The organism is Synechococcus sp. CS-1329 (assembly GCF_025128055.1).
In the GTDB taxonomy this organism is placed as follows: Bacteria; Cyanobacteriota; Cyanobacteriia; order PCC-6307; family Cyanobiaceae; genus Regnicoccus_A.
On record NZ_JAHLYS010000048.1, the window covers coordinates 130,203 to 147,272 of the forward strand.

At 68.9% G+C, this 17,070-nt stretch carries 21 protein-coding genes, 1 other RNA gene and 1 pseudogene; 9 read left to right on the plus strand and 14 right to left on the minus strand.

The window, feature by feature from the left end; translation table 11 throughout:
* Nucleotides 1-59 precede the first annotated feature (59 nt).
* Nucleotides 60-341 (plus strand): DUF2103 domain-containing protein, encoded by a 282-nt coding sequence (locus tag KQ304_RS13410; protein ID WP_259737552.1) that lies wholly within the window; start codon nt 60-62, stop codon nt 339-341.
* Nucleotides 342-344: 3 nt separating this feature from the next.
* Here the strand turns inward: KQ304_RS13410 and ssrS are convergent.
* The 3 genes from ssrS to KQ304_RS13425 all read right to left on the minus strand — a co-directional run bounded on the left by ssrS (nt 345) and on the right by KQ304_RS13425 (nt 2,800).
* A non-coding RNA gene (ssrS, locus tag KQ304_RS13415) (6S RNA) lies at nt 345-526 on the minus strand.
* A gap of 6 nt (nt 527-532) precedes the next feature.
* Nucleotides 533-1,792 (minus strand): 5-(carboxyamino)imidazole ribonucleotide synthase, encoded by a 1,260-nt coding sequence (locus KQ304_RS13420; RefSeq protein WP_259737553.1) that lies wholly within the window; start codon nt 1,790-1,792, stop codon nt 533-535.
* Between the two features lie 84 nt (nt 1,793-1,876).
* Entirely contained in the window at nt 1,877-2,800 is a 924-nt protein-coding gene (locus KQ304_RS13425) for a carbohydrate ABC transporter permease (protein ID WP_259737554.1), read from the minus strand.
* 21 nt (nt 2,801-2,821) lie between these two features.
* Here KQ304_RS13425 and recQ point away from each other — a divergent pair, with 21 nt between their 5' ends.
* The 3 genes from recQ (at nt 2,822) to KQ304_RS13440 (ending at nt 6,162) form a co-directional block, all read left to right on the plus strand.
* Nucleotides 2,822-4,696, plus strand: coding sequence for a DNA helicase RecQ (gene recQ, locus KQ304_RS13430; RefSeq protein WP_259737555.1), 1,875 nt, complete (start codon nt 2,822-2,824; stop codon nt 4,694-4,696).
* Nucleotides 4,697-4,728: 32 nt separating this feature from the next.
* Nucleotides 4,729-5,847 (plus strand): 3-dehydroquinate synthase, encoded by a 1,119-nt coding sequence (gene aroB / locus KQ304_RS13435; protein ID WP_259737556.1) that lies wholly within the window; start codon nt 4,729-4,731, stop codon nt 5,845-5,847.
* Nucleotides 5,848-5,946: 99 nt separating this feature from the next.
* A complete protein-coding gene (locus KQ304_RS13440) occupies nt 5,947-6,162 on the plus strand; it encodes a Nif11-like leader peptide family natural product precursor (RefSeq protein ID WP_259737557.1) in 216 nt (71 codons plus the stop codon).
* Between the two features lie 194 nt (nt 6,163-6,356).
* Here the strand turns inward: KQ304_RS13440 and KQ304_RS13445 are convergent, their stop codons facing one another.
* From KQ304_RS13445 to KQ304_RS13490, 10 genes are all read right to left on the minus strand, one after another.
* The gene (locus KQ304_RS13445) at nt 6,357-6,983 is read right to left on the minus strand and encodes a DOMON-like domain-containing protein (RefSeq protein ID WP_259737558.1); all 627 of its coding nucleotides are present in this window, start codon (nt 6,981-6,983) and stop codon (nt 6,357-6,359) included.
* Nucleotides 6,980-8,113: a phosphotransferase enzyme family protein gene (locus tag KQ304_RS13450; RefSeq protein WP_259737559.1), complete on the minus strand. Its 1,134-nt coding sequence runs from the start codon at nt 8,111-8,113 to the stop codon at nt 6,980-6,982. Before KQ304_RS13450 ends, KQ304_RS13445 begins: the two co-directional genes overlap by 4 nt.
* Nucleotides 8,106-8,387 (minus strand): hypothetical protein, encoded by a 282-nt coding sequence (locus KQ304_RS13455; protein ID WP_259737560.1) that lies wholly within the window; start codon nt 8,385-8,387, stop codon nt 8,106-8,108. The genes KQ304_RS13450 and KQ304_RS13455 overlap by 8 nt, the downstream gene beginning before the upstream one ends.
* A gap of 42 nt (nt 8,388-8,429) precedes the next feature.
* The gene (locus KQ304_RS13460; RefSeq protein WP_259737561.1) at nt 8,430-9,431 is read right to left on the minus strand and encodes a lytic transglycosylase domain-containing protein; all 1,002 of its coding nucleotides are present in this window, start codon (nt 9,429-9,431) and stop codon (nt 8,430-8,432) included.
* A gap of 73 nt (nt 9,432-9,504) precedes the next feature.
* Complete coding sequence (locus KQ304_RS13465; protein ID WP_399229501.1) at nt 9,505-10,206, minus strand: VIT family protein; 702 nt, start codon at nt 10,204-10,206, stop codon at nt 9,505-9,507.
* 99 nt (nt 10,207-10,305) lie between these two features.
* Entirely contained in the window at nt 10,306-11,094 is a 789-nt protein-coding gene (locus KQ304_RS13470; protein WP_259737563.1) for an ABC transporter permease, read from the minus strand.
* Complete coding sequence (locus KQ304_RS13475) at nt 11,094-11,882, minus strand: ABC-2 family transporter protein (RefSeq protein ID WP_259737564.1); 789 nt, start codon at nt 11,880-11,882, stop codon at nt 11,094-11,096. The genes KQ304_RS13470 and KQ304_RS13475 overlap by 1 nt, the downstream gene beginning before the upstream one ends.
* The gene (locus KQ304_RS13480) at nt 11,879-12,862 is read right to left on the minus strand and encodes an ATP-binding cassette domain-containing protein (RefSeq protein ID WP_259737565.1); all 984 of its coding nucleotides are present in this window, start codon (nt 12,860-12,862) and stop codon (nt 11,879-11,881) included. Before KQ304_RS13480 ends, KQ304_RS13475 begins: the two co-directional genes overlap by 4 nt.
* A gap of 44 nt (nt 12,863-12,906) precedes the next feature.
* Nucleotides 12,907-13,332, minus strand: coding sequence for a hypothetical protein (locus KQ304_RS13485; RefSeq protein ID WP_259737566.1), 426 nt, complete (start codon nt 13,330-13,332; stop codon nt 12,907-12,909).
* A 33-nt stretch (nt 13,333-13,365) separates the two neighbouring features.
* A complete protein-coding gene (locus tag KQ304_RS13490; protein ID WP_259737567.1) occupies nt 13,366-13,872 on the minus strand; it encodes a pentapeptide repeat-containing protein in 507 nt (168 codons plus the stop codon).
* 51 nt (nt 13,873-13,923) lie between these two features.
* On the opposite strand from KQ304_RS13490, the gene KQ304_RS13495 reads away from it, so the two are divergent.
* Nucleotides 13,924-14,334: a YraN family protein gene (locus KQ304_RS13495; protein ID WP_259737568.1), complete on the plus strand. Its 411-nt coding sequence runs from the start codon at nt 13,924-13,926 to the stop codon at nt 14,332-14,334.
* Here the strand turns inward: KQ304_RS13495 and KQ304_RS13500 are convergent.
* A complete protein-coding gene (locus KQ304_RS13500) occupies nt 14,319-14,669 on the minus strand; it encodes a hypothetical protein (protein WP_259737569.1) in 351 nt (116 codons plus the stop codon). The genes KQ304_RS13495 and KQ304_RS13500 overlap by 16 nt on opposite strands.
* Nucleotides 14,670-14,754: 85 nt before the next feature.
* Between KQ304_RS13500 and rsmA the strand changes: the two genes are divergently transcribed.
* From rsmA to KQ304_RS13520, 4 genes and pseudogenes are all read left to right on the plus strand, one after another.
* Complete coding sequence (rsmA, locus tag KQ304_RS13505; protein WP_259737570.1) at nt 14,755-15,570, plus strand: 16S rRNA (adenine(1518)-N(6)/adenine(1519)-N(6))-dimethyltransferase RsmA; 816 nt, start codon at nt 14,755-14,757, stop codon at nt 15,568-15,570.
* Nucleotides 15,571-15,580: 10 nt separating this feature from the next.
* A complete protein-coding gene (gene ispE, locus KQ304_RS13510) occupies nt 15,581-16,576 on the plus strand; it encodes a 4-(cytidine 5'-diphospho)-2-C-methyl-D-erythritol kinase (RefSeq protein ID WP_259737571.1) in 996 nt (331 codons plus the stop codon).
* The gene (locus KQ304_RS13515) at nt 16,573-16,887 is read left to right on the plus strand and encodes a DUF3082 domain-containing protein (RefSeq protein WP_259737572.1); all 315 of its coding nucleotides are present in this window, start codon (nt 16,573-16,575) and stop codon (nt 16,885-16,887) included. Before ispE ends, KQ304_RS13515 begins: the two co-directional genes overlap by 4 nt.
* 57 nt (nt 16,888-16,944) lie before the next feature.
* Nucleotides 16,945-17,070: pseudogene (locus KQ304_RS13520) on the plus strand (IS5/IS1182 family transposase); the annotation flags it as partial.

The following is a 17,070-nucleotide window of genomic DNA, read 5'->3' on the forward strand; positions in this document are numbered from 1 at the left end:
CGATGGGCTGCGGCCTCCTCAGGGGCCTGCCTAGGCTTGGTGATCGGTGCAGCAGACCCATGGGCCGGGTGGTCATCACCCACAGCACCTACGTGGAGGGCCTGATCCCCGTGCTCAAAGCCCTGGCTCGCGACGAGGGCATTGACACGATCACTCCAGCGGTGATCAGCCGGGTCAAGGGCCACAGCCCGCGCCTGCGCCTGCGGGTGTCAGTGCCGATCAATGGAGGGTTCAAGCTGATGGCCCGCCGCGGCAGCAGCGCCCAAGAAGTGTTCGTGCTCACCACCTGGCCGAAGGAGCGGCTCCAGGACCGCCTGGAGCTGCTCTGCCTCAAGGCTTGAAAAGGGTGAACCGCCATGCCGTCTTGCCCCAGTGTTCGACCTGGTAGTACCAGAGGAGCAGTCAAAGTGGGGCTTCGTTTCCGGCAACAGGGCCGGTGTACGTCACCGTCACGACAGACCACCCACGTCGAAGAGGGAGTCAGATCAGAAACTGTGAAAGGCAGTCACCAACACAGCAGTTCAGTGCAACTCTAAGGGGTATGAGCGGCAGGCAGTGGCCAGATCGCCCGAACCTCCGCCAGACGCCGCGCAGCCTCCCTGGCCCGTTCGGCCGCCCCTGAGGCCTTGAGTGTCAGGGTGATGTGGCCGAGCTTGCGCCCAGGTCGGGCCAGACGCTTGCCGTACCAATGCAGCCGGGCGGCGCTGAGGGCCTCCAGGGCCTGGCGTTGCCTGGCGTAGGCGGTCGTCGAGGTCTCGTAGCCCAGCAGGTTCACCATCAAGGCACCCTCCAGCTGCATGGAGGTATCGCCGAGGGGCTCCCCTGAGACGATGCGCACCTGCTGGGCAAACTGGCTGGTGCGACAGGCTTCAATCGTGTAGTGGCCGGAGTTGTGCGTGCGCGGGGCCAGCTCATTGATCAGCAGACCCGAGCGTCCGTAGAAGAACTCGATCGAGAGCACGCCCACGTAATCGAGGGCTGCCAGCAGCGAGGCCGCCACGTTGCGGGCACGGGCCTCCACCGCCTGGCTGGCGGCCGCCGGGGCCAGCACCCAATCACAGACCTGATCGTGCTGGTGGGTCTCCACCAGGGGGTAGCACTGCACCGCTCCGAGGTGATCGCGACAGGCCACCAGCGCCAGCTCCTGCTCGAAGGCCACGAACTCCTCCAGCAGCCACAGGCTCGGATCCACCGCCTCGATCAGGGCCTCCAGTTCCGCCTGGGAGCGGATCACCCGGGTGCCGCGGCCGTCGTAGCCCCCCCGGGCCGCCTTGGCCATCAAGGGGAAGTCGAACCCCTGCGGCAGCTGGGGGGGCAGGGGGGTTAGGGGCGGCAGGGGCTCTTCCGCCCCGCTTCCATCCGCATCGTCTGCGGTCGGCGGCAGGTCATCCGGCTCCAGCGCAGCCGGGGGAGTGAGGATCTGCTCCAGCGAAAACCAGCGAGGGGAGGGCAGATGCAACCGCTCCAGCAGCTCGCGCTGGCGGCGCTTGCAGACCAGATCCGCCAGGGACTCAAGCCGCGGAATGAAGACCACACCCTCCTGCTCCAGTGGGGCGAGGGCCCCAAGGTCGAGCCATTCGTTCTCGAAACTGATCGCTGAGACCCTCTCGGCCAGCCGGCGGGTGGCCGAGAGGTCGGCCAGGGGGGCCCGCACCACACTGGTGGCCAGGCGGGCGGCTGGATCGGAGAGCTCCGGGGTCTGCACATGCAGCTCAATGCCCTGCCCGCGGGCGGCCTCCGCCAGCATCCAGGCCAGCTGGCCGCCCCCCACCACGCCGATCGTGCCGCCCATCGCTGACCTCACCGGACCACGCGCCCCAGGGCCGCGCGCCAATTCAGAAGCTTGCCACTCCCTTGACCATCCACCTGGGCTGCTTCAGCTGAAGCCCTTCTCCCCCACCGCCAGAAAACGCAGCAGGCTGAAGAACAGCACGATCAGAAACAGGGCCAGGCCCACGGTGCAGGCGTAACTGATGTCCAGCTCGGAGAAAGCCTGGTCGTAGACGTAATAGACGAGGGTGCGGGTGGAATCGGCCGGCCCTCCCTGGGTCATCAGATACACCTCCTCAAACACCTTGGTGGCGGCAATGGCCGAGATCACCCCCACCAGGGTGATGTAGGGCCGCAGCAGGGGCAGAGTGATGTCGAGATGACGGCGCCAGCCCTCGCTGCCATCGAGGGCGGCAGCTTCGTAGAGCTCCGGTGAGATGCCCTGCAGGCCCGAGAGAAAGATCACCATGTAGTAGCCCAGGCCCTTCCAGAGGGTCACGAGCATCACGGCGGGCAGGGCCAACCAGGGGGTGGTGAGAAAGCCGATGGGCGTGAAGGCATCCCCCAGCCAGGCCGCCAGCCAACCATTGATCAGGCCGTTTTCGGCGTAGAGCCAGCGGAAGGCGATGGCCGCCACCACGATCGACACCAGCACCGGCGTGTAGAACGCGGCGCGGAACAGGTGGATACCGGGCAGCTGGCGATTGACCAGAACAGCCAGGGCGAGGGACCCCAGCACGATCGGTGGCACCACACCGACCAGATAGAGAAATGTGGTGCCCAGCACCTGCAGGAAGACCGGATCGGCCAGCAGACGGCGCACGTTGGCCAGGCCGACGAAGCGCAACGGTTCGCTCACATCGAGCCCGGTGGCGGTGAAGCTGATCACCAGGGCCATCCCAGCCGGGATCAGCACCGAAACAGCGAGCAACAGCAGGGCCGGGGTCAGAAAACCCCAGGCCGTGGCGCTGCGGCCCCAGCGGCCCGCAAGACGGCGGGACGACGGCGAGGCAGCGGGGGAACCATCCATGCAGCCATTGTGGGGCGAACCATGACGAGAGCCAGGGTCGTGCAGAGCAACTTCGGCGGCAGCGACCCGCTGCAGGTGCTGCGACAGGTGTTCGGCTACGACCGGTTCCGTGGTCCCCAGGACGCGATCGTGCGCCACGTCATCGACGGTGGCTCCGGTCTGGTGCTGATGCCCACCGGTGGCGGCAAATCGCTCTGCTATCAGGTGCCGGCCCTCTGCCGGGAGGGCCTGGCGGTGGTGATCTCACCCCTGATCGCGCTGATGGACGACCAGGTGCTGGCCCTGCGCCAGGCCGGGGTGAGGGCGGCGGCCCTGCACTCCGCTCTGGCGAGCGAAGCCGTCAGCGACCTCTGGCGCCACCTGCAGCGGGGCGAGCTGGATCTGCTCTACGTGTCCCCGGAGCGGCTGCTGGGCGGAGATCTGCTGGAGCGGCTGCAGGAACGCCCCCTGGCCCTGTTTGCCATCGATGAGGCCCACTGCGTCTCCCAGTGGGGCCACGACTTCCGCCCCGAGTATCTGCAGCTGCAGGCCCTGGCCCAGCGCTTTCCCCAGGTGCCGCGGCTGGCCCTCACCGCCACCGCTGATCCCCGCACCCGCGGCGAGATCATCGAACGCCTTGCCCTGGAGCAGGGCCGGGTGTTCCTGGCCAGCTTCGATCGGCCCAACATCCGCTATCTGCTGCGACCCAAGCAGGAGGCCAAGGAGCAGCTGCTGGCCTTTCTCGAAGAGTTCCGGGGCGAAGCCGGCATCGTCTATGCCCGCTCCCGCAGCCGGGTGGAGAGCTTCGCCGCCCTGCTCCAGGCCGCCGGCCACGACGCGGTGGGCTATCACGCCGGCATGGAGGCGTCCCAGCGCTCCAGCGCCCTCAGCCGCTTCCGCAACGACCCCGGCGTGGTGGTGGTGGCCACGATCGCCTTCGGCATGGGCATCGACAAACCGGACGTGCGCTTCGTCGCCCATCTGGATCTGCCCAAGAGCCTGGAGGCCTACTACCAGGAAACCGGCCGGGCGGGGCGCGACGGCCTGCCCGCCACCGCCTGGATGGTGCACGGGCCAGGAGATGTGCCCCAGTTGCGGCGCTTCATCGAAGACTCCGACTCCGACGCCGCCCAGAAGCGGATCGAGCACGACAAACTCGACGCCCTGGTGGGCTTCACCGAGGCTCCGGGCTGCCGCCGCCAGGTGCTGCTGGCCCATCTGGGCGAAACGCTGCCGGAGCCCTGCGGCAACTGCGACCGCTGCCTTGAGCCCCAGGTGCTGGAGGACAGGACCGTGGCGGCCCAGAAGGCACTCTCGGCGGTGTATCGCACGGGCCAGCGTTTCGGTGCCGCCCACCTCACCGATGTGCTGCTCGGCGCCGACACCGCCCGGGTGCGATCCCTCGGCCACCGGGAGCTGAGTGTGTACGGCATCGGCAAGGAGCTGGACCGGGACCAGTGGCGCACTCTGCTGCGCCAGCTCACCAGCCAGGGATGGCTGGAGCCGGTGCCCGAGGGCCGCGGTGGGCTGCGCTGGGGGGAGGAAACCCGGGTCAGGGCCCTGCTGCGGGGAGAACTGAGCCTGGAGCTGCTGCCCGCCACACCGCCCCGGCAGGAGCGCCAGCGGGCGTCGGAGCGCAGTCGCGGCGGCAGGCCGTCACTGGCGGTCGGGGCCGCTGAAGCCGAGGTCGACGCGGGCCTGATCACGGCGCTCAAGGACTGGAGACGGCTCCAGGCCCGTGAGCAGGGAGTGCCCCCCTATGTGGTGTTCCACGACCGCACCCTGGTGGAGCTGGCGGCGCGGCGGCCGTCACGCCTGGACGACCTGGGGCAGGTGAGCGGCATCGGCGCCGCCAAGCTGGAGCGCTACGGCGAGGCGGTGCTGGCGGTGATCGAGGGCTGGCAAGCCCAGACCTAGCCTGTCCAGCCTGCCTGCCGCACCGGCCGAAGATGATCCCGCTCCTTTCGATCGAGGTGGCCCTCAGCAGCCAGCCGTACTCGGTGCTGATCGGCACGGGCAGCCTCGATCAGCTCGGCCCGCTGATCCGCTCCAGCGGAGTGGCGGCCGCCACCAAGGTGCTGGTGGTGACCAACCCTGTGGTGGAGGGCTTCTATGGCCCCAGGGCCCTCGCGAGCCTGCGCGGTGCGGAGCTGGAGCCCAGCCTGCTGGTGCTGGAGGCGGGAGAGGATCAGAAAACCCCCGCCAGCGTGGCCCTGATCCATGACAGGGCCCAGGCCCTGAAGCTGGAGCGCAGCTCCTTGGTCGTGGCCCTCGGCGGCGGGGTGGTGGGCGACATGGCGGGCTTCGCCGCCGCCACCTGGCTGCGCGGGATCGCCGTGGTGCAGGTGCCCACCACCCTGCTGGCGATGGTGGATGCCTCGATCGGCGGCAAGACCGGGGTCAATCACCCCGGTGGCAAGAACCTGATCGGGGCCTTCCACCAGCCCAGGCTGGTGCTGATCGATCCCAGCAGCCTGGCCACGCTGCCGCAGCGGGAATTCCGCGCGGGCATGGCCGAGGTGATCAAGTACGGCGTGATCGGTGATCCCCAGCTGTTCAGTGAGCTGGAGGCCGCCGCCGACCTCTCCAGCCTGGAGGCGGTGGGAGACGACCTGCTGCAGCGACTGCTGGAGCGCTCCGCGGCCGCCAAGGCCCGCGTGGTGTCAGCCGATGAACGGGAAGGAGGGTTGCGCGCGATCCTCAACTACGGCCACACCCTTGGCCACGTGGTGGAGACCCTCTGTGGCTACGGCACCTACCTCCATGGCGAGGCGGTGGCGCTGGGGATGGTGGCGGCCGGCGACCTGGCGGTGGCCATGGGCCTCTGGAGCCCGGCCGAGCAGCAGCGGCAGTGCGCCCTGATCGCCAAGGCCGGCCTTCCCGCCCAGCTGCCGGCCCTGGATCCAGAGGCGGTGCTGCTCACCCTCCAGAGCGACAAAAAGGTGAAAAGCGGCCAGGTGCGCTTCGTGTTGCCCACCGCCATCGGCCAGGTGGAGATCCGCAACGATGTGGGCGCTGATCAGATCCGTGCGCTGCTCAGCTCCTCCATCGCAGCCGCCACGGCCTGAGCAGGAGCGTTCAGCGTTCGGGTCGAGTCGGTGCCGGATGGGGAGCGACAGCTCCAAAGGGAGCCATGCTGGGGATTCCTCACACTCGGTTCGCCCGTCATGTCTCAGGAGCAACTCAAGGCCTTCCTCGCCAGGGTTCAGGACGACGGTGAACTCAGGCGTCAGGTGCTGGGTTCCTCCACCGCTGATGATGTGGCCAGGATCGCCACCTCCCTGGGCTTTGATGTCTCCGGCGACGAGCTGCTGCGGGCCTCTGGCAAGCGCATCGGCAGGGTGACGATCACCAAGCAGGATATGCCCGGCGAATACAGCTGAGAGCCACGGCCACCGGATCATTGAGCATCAAGATCGTCGCTCCATCGAGATGAACAATCCAGACCAGATCCTGGTTGCCGATGACATCGGCAACCCCTGTGCAACACTATGCATGGATCGGCATGTCACGATGACGATGCCTTCGGGCAGGAGCTTGGGGTGGTGGTTCACTCTGGGCTCTTCCACCCGCCAGTTCAAAGACGCAGCACCAGTCCGTCGCGGCGGTGGAAATCGGCCACTGAGCCGGGATGGGTCACGGCCCAGTGGCTGAGCAGCCCCTGGCGTTGCTCGATCACGGCGCAGACCCCGGCCACGAGGGCTGAAGACGTGGAGCGGATCTCCTCGGGCAGTGGCCAGTTGAGCGCCAGCTCCAGACCACCTGAGGCGGACTTGAGTTCGAAGGGCAAGGCCTGCAGAGAGGGCTCGATCGCCATCCCCTGGCGGTAGCCGCTGAAGCGATAGACGTTCCAGTGGCCAGCCGCTGAAAGATTCACTTCCCAATAGAAGGGCTGACCTTCACTGGCGAGGAAGAGCTCGAAACAGGTGCTGCGCCAGAGATCATCACGGCGCTCTGGCCGCTGACAGGGCTCAACCAGCAGCAGCGAAGCGAGATCACCGCCCAGGCACAGACGCAGCTCCAGGGTCCCCCCCCGGCGCCTGATCTCTCCGCTGAGCTCCAGGCCCGCTCCGGCCGCCGCGGGAGCCGTGGTTGCAGCTGCAACGGCAGCGAATGGTGTGGACGTGAGCTGGCCCCGCCGTGCGTCCTCGGACTCGAAGGGGCGCAGAACAAACGCCTGCCAATCCGAGCTGGGTGCCTTCATCGGATCGCCGCCACGACAGCCTCGATGGCCGCGTCCTGCGCCTCGATGCTCCGGGTGAGCTGGAACTGAACCCGGGCCCGCAGCAGATTGTGCCCCCTGTAGCGGGTCTTGAAGTAGACATCACCGGCGAGATGATCGGTGAGAAAGCGCAGCCCCAGCTCGAAACTGATCACCCGGGTGGCCACAACGATGTGGTCGTAATCGGCGGGGGTGAGAAAGGAGCGGGCCACGCTGCCGTAGCCCCCGAGCAAGGCCTCGCACAGCCCCAGATCAAACTGAACCTCCCGCCAGTCGTCGGTGTCTTCCCCCAGGGGATTGCAGGCGGAGCGCAGGCAGTCGCCGATGTCGTAATGAATCAGCCCGGGTTTGACCGTGTCGAGATCAATGAGCGCCACGGCGCGCTCACCCTCCAGATCCAGCATGACGTTGTTGATCTTCGGATCGCCGTGGATCGGCCGCTGGCGCAGGATCCCCGCGGCCTTGGCCTGCTCCAGCACCGGCACCAAGCCGCGGTGCTGCTCCACAAAGGCCAGGCAATCACTGAGCCCAGGGTCAGTGGAGGCTCCGAGCTGGCCGAGCACCTGATCGAACTGGCTCAGATAGGTGGGGGTGATGTGGAACCCCTCGAGGGTGTCCGCCAGGCTCTCCACGGGCAGATCACTGATCAGCTGGTGAAACAGGCCCAGGCCGAAGCCGATCTCACGGGCATGGCCGCTGTGGCCGATGCGCTCCAGTGATTGGGCCCGCTCCACGTAGCTCAGAGCGCGCCAGAAGCTGGAGCCTTCCCACACCCAGGGGAGACCATCAGCGCGGGACTGGAACACCCGCGGCACCTCCCAGCGGCGCCCGGCCAGCTCCCTGGGGGGCTGAAGCAGTCGCCGGGCCACGTGTTCACTGAAGGCCACCAGATTGGCCATCACCGCTTCGGGGTTGCTGAACACCAGGGTGTTCAGCCGTTGCAGCACCACGGCAGGCCGCGGCGGCTGCCCCAGCCGCACCAGATAGGTGTCGTTGACATTGCCGTTCCCCAGCGGTTCGATGCCGCTGACCGGGCCTGGGAGGTCGAAGCGCTCGGCGATCGCCGTCAGGGCTGCGCTGGGGTCGTCGGCGCAGGTCGTCTGATCACTCATCGACGGGGATCAACACGGTGGTCTGCAGGCTGTCGGTGCCGAGGTGGTCGGTGATCACCCAGATGAACAGCCCCTGGCCCAGGTCGTAGACGCTGCGCAACTGGCCGCACTGGTGATAGGCCGCCAGGGTATTGGCCCTGGCGTCGCGGGCATCCACCTCACCCCAGTCGCCGCGGCGGTGGCGGGCCACCAGACGCTGCAGGGTTTCCAGATCCAGCCATTCCCGCACTTGCGGGCAGACGTGCACAGGGCCGAGCACCAGACGAGCACTCATTCCCCCACTCCACCACAGCAGCGCCGCGCGGCGATGGCGGCCTCAGCTGCCACCGTTGACGGCCGGTGGGGCGCTGACCGGGGAACTCTGGAGAAAGAGGGCCACCGGCATCGGCTTGGTCTGGGCGTAGCCCACGGGCAGCCAGAGGTCACCGGCGTTGGAAGCGAAGTGGATTTCCCAGTGGTAGAGGCCGGTGTAGGCGGCGGGATCCTCGCGCAGCAGGGCCGCGTAATGGAGGACGGCCTTGCCGTAGTAATCACTGTTGTTGTAGCCCCAGAGGCCCTTGCGGATGTCCTTGAGCCCACCCCGCCGCACCAGGTAGCGAGCGGCGGCATGGATGGCGTCGTGGGGGTCGCGGATGTTTCCCTTGCCGACGCCGGGTTGGGCCCAGGTGGTGGGCAGGAACTGCATCGGACCACGGGCGTCGGCCACCGAAACCCCATCAATGCGGCCCATTCCCGTTTCGACCAGATTGACAGCGGCCAGCACTTCCCAGTCGATGCCGGTGGCCGCGGCGGCGCGGCGGTAGTAGCGCAGCAGGTTCTCCGCCGGCTCCGGCGCCACAATCCGCCAGGCCGGCAGGGTGGCACTGCCCGGGCCGCGGCGGCGCATGGACAGAAAGGCCCGGCGGGCCCCCAGGTGATGGTCCAGCACCGGCTGCCAGCGGGGGGGAAGGAGCCGTCGCACCTCCTGGGCCTGGGCCTCACGCACCGCCAGTACGCGCATGATCACCTGGTGCTGGTGGCCCAGGGCCGGCAACGAGTCCGCCGCGGTGTCGGCAGAGCGCAGGGCCTCCTCCAGCGACACCAGCAGGTCAGCCACCACCTGGGGATCGATGGGCACCAGGGGGTAGTGGCGGCCATCGGCCGCCACGGGCCTACCCGGCTTTGCTGGAGCGGGATCGGCCGTGGGCGGAGATGGTGGCTCCACCGCCGCCAGAGCAGGATTGGGCAGCCGCGGCCCCAGTGCCACAGCGGCGCTGATCAGCAGCAGTGGCAGGCCCGCCAGAGCCAACAGAAACCAGCGACGGTGGGGAGCTGTCATGGCGGGATCCGGCGGCTGGGCGCAGGCAGGACCTTATCGGTGTTCGCGCTGATCCGACAGGCTTCTGACCCGCTCAGACTGAGATCCCCAGCAGGGAGCCGATCAGGGCCGTGGCCGCCATCGCCAGCGCTCCCCAGACGGTGACTCGCAGGATGGCGGTGCTCAGCCTGGCGCCACCGGCGCGGGCGGAGACCCCACCGAGGACCCCGAGAAACAGCAGTGAGCTGAACGAAACCCCGAGTGCGATCCGGGACGCGGGCAACAGGGAGGCGGTGAGCAGGGGCAGCGCCGCTCCGACCGAGAACATCGACGCCGAGGTGAGGGCGGCCTGAACCGGTCGGGCCGCCAGCACCTCGGTGATGCCCAGCTCATCGCGGGCATGGGCGCCGAGGGCGTCGTGGCGAGTGAGCTGCAGCGCCACCTCGCGGGCCAGGACCGGATCCAGGCCGCGATGCACATAGATGCCGCTGAGCTCCGCCAGCTCCGCCGCCGCATCATCAACGAGTTCCTGACGCTCCCGCGCCAGATCGGCCTGCTCGGTGTCGGCCTGGGAGCTGACCGAAACGTATTCGCCGGCCGCCATCGACATCGCCCCAGCCACCAGTCCGGCCGCTCCGGCCAGCATGATCGCGCCGTGGTCGGCCTCGGCCGCCGCCACCCCCACCAGCAGGCTGGCGGTGGAGACGATGCCGTCATTGGCCCCGAGCACGGCGGCCCGCAGCCAGCCCACGCGGTTGGTGCGGTGCCGCTCCGGATGGCGAGACCCCTGCAGCATTCGTTTCTGTTTCACGTCTGTCGTCGTCTGGTGCCGCGGGCTGGCCGCAGAGCGGCGCCTGCCCAGCTTCATCCAGGCCGCGCCGGTCTGACGGCCAACTCAACTGGATGCCGAGGTGTAGTAACGCAGGGCATAGCGCCAGAGAGCACGGCTGAGGGCCAGGGACAGCAGCGCCATTCCCAGGCTGGCCAGCACCCAGGGGAGTGTGGTGCGGCCCAGGATCGCTTCCGCCGGCACGGTGGTGAGGAACGCCACCGGCAGCACCAGGGTGAACAGGGTGCGCAGGGCGGGGGGGTAGGCGCTGACGGGGAAACGGCCGGCCACCAGGGTGCTGCGCAGCACCTCCGTGGCGTTCCAGACCTTGACGAACCAGATGCTCGTGGCCGCCAGCACAAACCAGAGGCTGTAGAGGATCAGGGCGCTGCAGACCAGCAGCAGGCCGGTGCCCAGGAGGGTGGGCAGCGATGGGCTGGCCCCCGCCCGCCGCGCCGCCAGCCAGATCAGCGCCAGCCCCGCCAGCACCCCTGGCAGACCCCAGGGAGAGAAGCTGCGGGCCGAGAGCCAGAACTGACTGTCGATCGGCTTGAGCAGCACGAAGTCGAGGCTGCCGGTGCGCACATGGTTGACGATCGCCCCCAGGTTGGGCTGCAGCAGGGTGCTGGTGAAGCCATCGAGCAGGGTGTAGACCCCAAGCACCACCAGAGCCTCATCCCAGCTCCAGCCACCGAGATCGTGGCCGCGGCCATAGAACAGCGCCAGCACCACCACGCTGCCCGCCAGGTTGCCCAGCACCGAGAGCAACTCGATCAGCGCATTGAGCGGATACTCCAGCTCCATCGCCAGCGACGACGACCAGAAGGCCCCCAGGCTGCGCAGGTAGCGACCCATCAGGCCCCCATGGCCGCGTAGCGCCGCAGCCCGGCGCGCCAGAGCAACAGGAAGAGGGGCAGCAGCAGAGCTGTCCAGGCGGCCATCGTGAACAGCCCCCCGAGCAGATCCACCTCACCGCCGGAGAGCAACCGGGCCGGGAAATCGATCATCGACGGGAAGGGGGTGGCCAGTGCCAGGCGGCGCAGGCCGGGGGGGAAGGCCTCCAGCGGCGCCACCAGCCCGGAGAGGAAGAGGTAGGGAATCAGCAGCAGGCGTTCCAGCGCCGCTGCCCGCTCACTCCAGAAGCAGGCCATGGTGATCACCGACTGCAACAGGAAGCGCAGCAGAAAAGCCAGGCTGGTCACCAGCAGGCCCAGCAGCCAGGTGGAGGGCGGCGGCCAGCCGCTGGCCCCGGCCCCCAGCAGCCAGACCGCCAGCACGATCGCCAGCACGAAGGGCACCCGGGTGGCCTGCTCGGCGATGTGGGCCGCCAGGTAGCGCCAGAACGGGTGCAGCGGTTGCAGCAGATAGGGGGAGAGTCGTCCCTGCAGGGCATCCTCTTCAAAGATGTGGATCACCCACACCACCGTGAACTGACGCACGACGAAGGCCGCCAGGAAGTAGCGCCTCAGCTCCGCCGGGCTGAGGCTGAGATCAGCGGCCGCCCCGGCCCCGCTCCAGAGCGCCAGCATGATCAGCGGCAGCAGGCCGGAGAGGGCCCAGAGGGCGATTTCGGCGCGGTACTCGAGCATGTAGGCGTACTGCACCGAGAGCAACACCCGCGCCAGCCGCAGGGAGCGTTTCATCCCACCGCCCCCTCACGGAAGAGGCGGCCGATGATCTCCTCCACCGGCGGATCGTTCACCTCCAGGTCGAGCACCGGAAAGCTGGAGAGCAGCCGCGAGATGGTGGCCGTGAGCTGCTCCCGCGACACCAGCAGGCGCAACCGCTGACCCGTCAGGGACTCCAGCTCACCGAAACCGGCGAAGGCCTCCGGCGGATAGGGCGCCGCCAGATCACAGCAGACCTCCCGGTAGGGGGCCAGCCGCTGGGTCAGCTCCTGCAGGCTGCCGTCGTAGAAGAGCCGGCCCTGGTGGATCAGCAGCACCCGCTGACAGAGGGCGGTGATGTCGCCCATGTAGTGGCTGGTGAGCAGCACGGTGGCGCCGGTGCGGCGGTTGTAGTCGGCGAGGAACTCACGCACCCGCACCTGGGCATTCACATCCAGCCCGAGGGTTGGTTCATCGAGGAAGAGCACGGAGGGGCGATGCAGCAGCGCCGCCAGCAGCTCGGCCTTCATGCGCTGGCCGAGCGAGAGCTTGCGCACCGGCCGGCGCAGCTCCTCCCCCAGCTCCAGCATCTCGGCGAGCTCCTCGATGCGACGCCTCGCTTCGGGCTCGGGGATGCCGTAGACCGCCGCGTTCACCCGCAGGGAATCAAGCGGTGGCAGATCCCAGATCAGCTGCTGCTTCTGCCCCATCACCAGGGTGATCGTGCGCAGAAAGGACGCCTGCCGGCGGAAGGGTCTGAAGCCCGCCACCTCCACCGCCCCGGCACTGGGCTCGATCAGGCCAGTGAGCATCTTGAGGGTGGTGGTCTTGCCGGCACCGTTGGCCCCCAGAAAGCCCACCACCTCGCCGGGCTCAATGCTGAAACTGACATCCCGCACCGCCGGAATGTCCTTGAGACGGCGGGCGAAGAAATGGCGCAGGGTTCCGCCCAGGCCGGGCTGCTTGTCAGCCACCCGGAAACTCTTGCCGAGCCCCCGGACCTCGATGATCGCCATCTAGGACCGCTCCGGGAGCCGAACGCTGGCTGGGCCGGTGGGCCTCAATCCTCCTCCTCGTCTTCGAGCAGGAGGGAATGGAAGGCGGTGTAGAGATCGGCGTGCTCGGCCGCCAGGTTGGGGTCGGCCCGGGGGGTGGTGCTGCGGCCGGGGCCGGAACGCCGGCTGGGCTGGCTGGCTGCACCGGCGGACTGGCCGGCCGCTGCACGCCGCTCACTGGCCTGCTGGGCGATGCGGCTGGTCTCAAGGCCGCGCAGGCGATCCATCAGGTGGGGGGGAACGCTGCCGTCGGGGCTCACCTGCATCAGCTCACGGAAGAGCTGCTCCGGGTCGCGCTCCAGCTCCACCGGATGGCGCTGCTCGCTGGCCCTGGGCTGGGCACTGGCGGGCTGCGCCGGTGCCGGCAGGGGCTGGGGCAGCTGACGGCCCAGCTGGCGAAGGCGCTCGAGGCTGTGGGCGTCGAAGCTCATGGCAGCAGGGACGTGGGCATCAGGGACTTGGGATCAGGAGCAGCCGAGGCTCTCGCGGGTGGAGCGGCCTGTGACGGGATTGGTGCCGCTGGCGATGGCGCAGAGGGAAGTGAGCACATCCCCGCGCAGGGGCACGTTGGTGAAATCGGCCCCCTCGATCGCCACATCGACGAACTTGGTGTTGAAGGCGAAGGCGTCCTCCAGCACGGCATCGCGCAGGTCGGTGCCCTCGAGCACGGCCGAATCGAGGGTGGCTTCTCGCAGGTCAACGCCATTCATGTTGGCGTCCTGAAGCTTGGCGCCGAACAGGCTGGCGTTGCGCATGTCGGCGCCGGAGAGGTTGGCGTCGCGCAGGTTGGTGAGATTGAAGGTGACGCCGCGCAGGTCAGCGTCGTGGAAATCAGCGCCGATCAGCACCTGCTTGGCGTAATCCATCGCCGCGGTGGCGGGAGCGACCGGCAACAGGAGCAGCAGGGCCAGCAGGCCGCAGCCCATCCAGGTCACCAGGCCCGAGACCAGCGAACGCAGCGGGGCAGCCATGGCAAGGAAGGGACAGCAGGGGAACCCTAGGAAAATCCGGCGACCAGCCCCTTGAGCCAGAGCAGAACGCAACGCGCCCGCAACCGCAGCGCCCTGCCGGGGGCCTGGGCCGAGCAGCGGGCCCTGAGGCTGCTGCGCCAGCGCGGCTGGGAACTGCTGGCCAGCCGCTGGCGCTGCCGCTGGGGGGAGCTGGATCTTGTGCTGGCCAAACCGGGCCGGCTACTGGTGGTGGAGGTGAAGGGCCGCCGTCGCTGCGGAGCCGATGGCTGGGGGGTGGCCGCCCTTGGCCCGGGTAAACGTCGGCGGCTGGCCCGGGCGCTCAGCTGCTGGCTGGCGGAGCACCCCCAGCGGGCCCACTGGCCCCTGGAGGTGGTCTGTGCGCTGGTGCCCCTGCCACCGGCGGGCGGTGCGGTGCGCTGGCTGCGCCTGGAGTCCCTCGCTCTGACTCAGGGGGAGGGCTGATCAGGCTGTTGATCAGGCTGTTGCGCGGGTTGCTGATCGGGCTGCAGCACGGCCGCTGGTCGGCTGAACTCCACGGTGCAGCGGTAGCGGAAATTGCCCATGCCCACTGTCATCTCCTGACAGCGGTGCCGGCCCGGGATGGCACCGGACGGCACCAGTTGCCGGGCCCGCTGCAGCGCGTTCTCCCTCGTCCAGACGGAGTCGGCAGTGACACTGCCGGAGTGGGCCGGCGCCACCCCCACCAGAGCAGGCGCAGCAGCGACCAGGCAGCACAGCCACCACGGCAGCCAGCGGGCCTGGCCAGTTCGGGTGGTGCTCTTGGTGAGGGGGCCCATGGCGGCCTGGCAAGTCTGTGCACCACAGCTAGCTGAAACAGAGCCGCCCGGCCGGGCAATCTGGTGAGCCCACCCCATCACGCCCATGTCCTTCGGGGGCCACCAGACCCGCAAGCGCTTCGGCCAGCACTGGCTCACCGACACCGCCGTGCTGGAGCGGATCGTGGCGGCGGCGGAGCTGCAGCCGGGGGAGCGGGTGCTGGAGGTGGGTCCGGGTCGCGGAGCGCTGACGCAGCGACTGCTGGCCACAGGGCTGGCGGAGCTGCACGCGATCGAACTCGACCGCGACCTGGTGGCCGGCCTGCGCCAGCACTTCGCAGGGGATACTCGCTTCCAGCTGCTGCAGGGTGACGTGCTGCGGCTGGATCTGCCCGTCGCCGACAAGGTGGTGGCCAACATCCCGTACAACATCACAGGCCCGCTGCTGGAGCGGCTGGTGGGCCGCCTCGATCGCCCTCTGGCCGTTCCGTACCAGCGGCTGGTGCTGCTGGTGCAGCAGGAGGTGGGCGAGCGCATCCGCGCGGTGGCCGGCAGCAGTGCCTTCAGCGCCCTGAGCGTGCGCCTGCAACTGCTGGCGCACTGCCGCTCGGTCTGCACCGTGCCGCCCCGCTGCTTCCAACCACCGCCGCGGGTGATGTCGGAGGTGATCGTGCTCGATCCACTGCCGCCGGCCGAGCGGCTGGAGCCGGAGCTGGCCACACGGCTGGAGGGCCTGCTCAAGCGCTGCTTCGCGGCGCGGCGCAAGATGCTGCGCAACTCCCTGGCCGGTCTCTGGAGCGAACCGGAGCTGGCCGAGCGCGCCCAGCGGGCGGGAGTGTCACTGCAGCAGCGGCCCCAGGAGCTCTCCCCCGAGCGCTGGGTGGAGCTGACCCGCCAGATCTGCCCAGCCACCCATGACTGAGATGCGCCCCATGGACCCCTGCCCAGTGGATCAGCTGACCGTGGAGGCCCCGGCCAAGATCAACCTGCATCTGGAGGTGCTCGGGCTGCGGGCCGATGGCTTCCACGAGCTGGCGATGGTGATGCAGAGCCTCGATCTGGCCGATCGTCTGGCGATCACGCCCCGGGGCGATGGGGCGATCGTGCTGAACTGCGGCGTCAGCAGCCTTCCCACCGACGGAGGCAATCTGGTGGTGCGGGCCGCTGAGCTGCTCCGGCAGCAGGCCGGCCGGCCGGAGCTGGGGGCCACGATTCAGCTGGAGAAACGCATCCCCATCGGCGCCGGCCTGGCCGGTGGCTCCAGCGACGGGGCCGCGGCCCTGCTGGGGCTGAACCGACTCTGGGGGCTCCAGCTCGACACCGCCAGCCTGCTGCAGCTGGCGGCGCAGCTGGGTTCGGATGTGCCCTTCACCCTCAGCGGCGGCACCCAGCTCTGCTTCGGCCGCGGCGAGAGGCTCGAGCCGGTCGCTCTGTCGCCAGCGGGTCCGCGGGCGCTGGGGCCCGAGGGCCCCGGGGAGCTGGCGGTGCTGCTGATCAAGGACCCGGTCGCCAGTGTCTCCACCCCCTGGGCCTATGGCCGCTGCCGGGAGCTGCGGGGCGATTTTTACCTGGAGCGCGAGAGCGAGTTCGAGCAGCGCCGCCGGAGCCTGCGGGATGGGCCCCTGCTGGCGGCCCTGCAGGGGCAGCGGGCCCTGCCCCCGCTCCGCAACGACCTGCAGTCGGTGGTGGAGCCGGAGCAGGAGAGTGTGCGCGCCGGGCTGGAGCTGCTGCGCAGCGCGATCGATCCGCTGGCGGTGGCGATGAGTGGTTCCGGCCCCAGCCTCTTCGCCCTCTTCGCCGGGCTGGAGCGGGCCGAGGCGGCCCGTGAACAACTCCAGGCCGCTCTGACGGCGGGTGGATTCGAGGCCTGGTGCTGCCGCTGCAGCCACCAAGGGGCGAGGATCACCGCAACAGTCCAGGCCCCATGAGCACTCCGGAGCCCAGCGAGTCCCCAGCGAGTCCGCCGCGCAAGGGACCCCTCAGTTTTCTCTCAGGCGCCCTCACCAGCGGCCTGCTGGCCTGGGTCAGTCTGGGACTGAGCCAGCGGGTGGTGCAGTGGTACAGCCTGCATCCGCCCAACTACAGCAAGGCCTTCGCCCAGAGCATCGGCACCGCCATGAAGACCTTGGTGGTGGGCATGAGCTTCCTGGCCACCTTCACCTTCGCCTTCGTCGCCCTGGGGCTGACCCTTGTCTTCATTCGCAGCCTGCTGCCGGTGCGCGAGGGCGAGCCTTCCTAAGAGTTTGCTGAAAAACCCCGCTTCCTCTGCGAAAATGGGCCAGCTGCCCCAGGTTTGATGCGAGGTCAGCAGGAGCGCAGCGGCTCCTTGTTCTCCTACGTCTCGATCGAGGAGCGGATCCCGGCCAGCCATCCGCTGAGGCGGATCAGGAAGCTGGCGGATCAGGCCCTCGATCGACTCAAC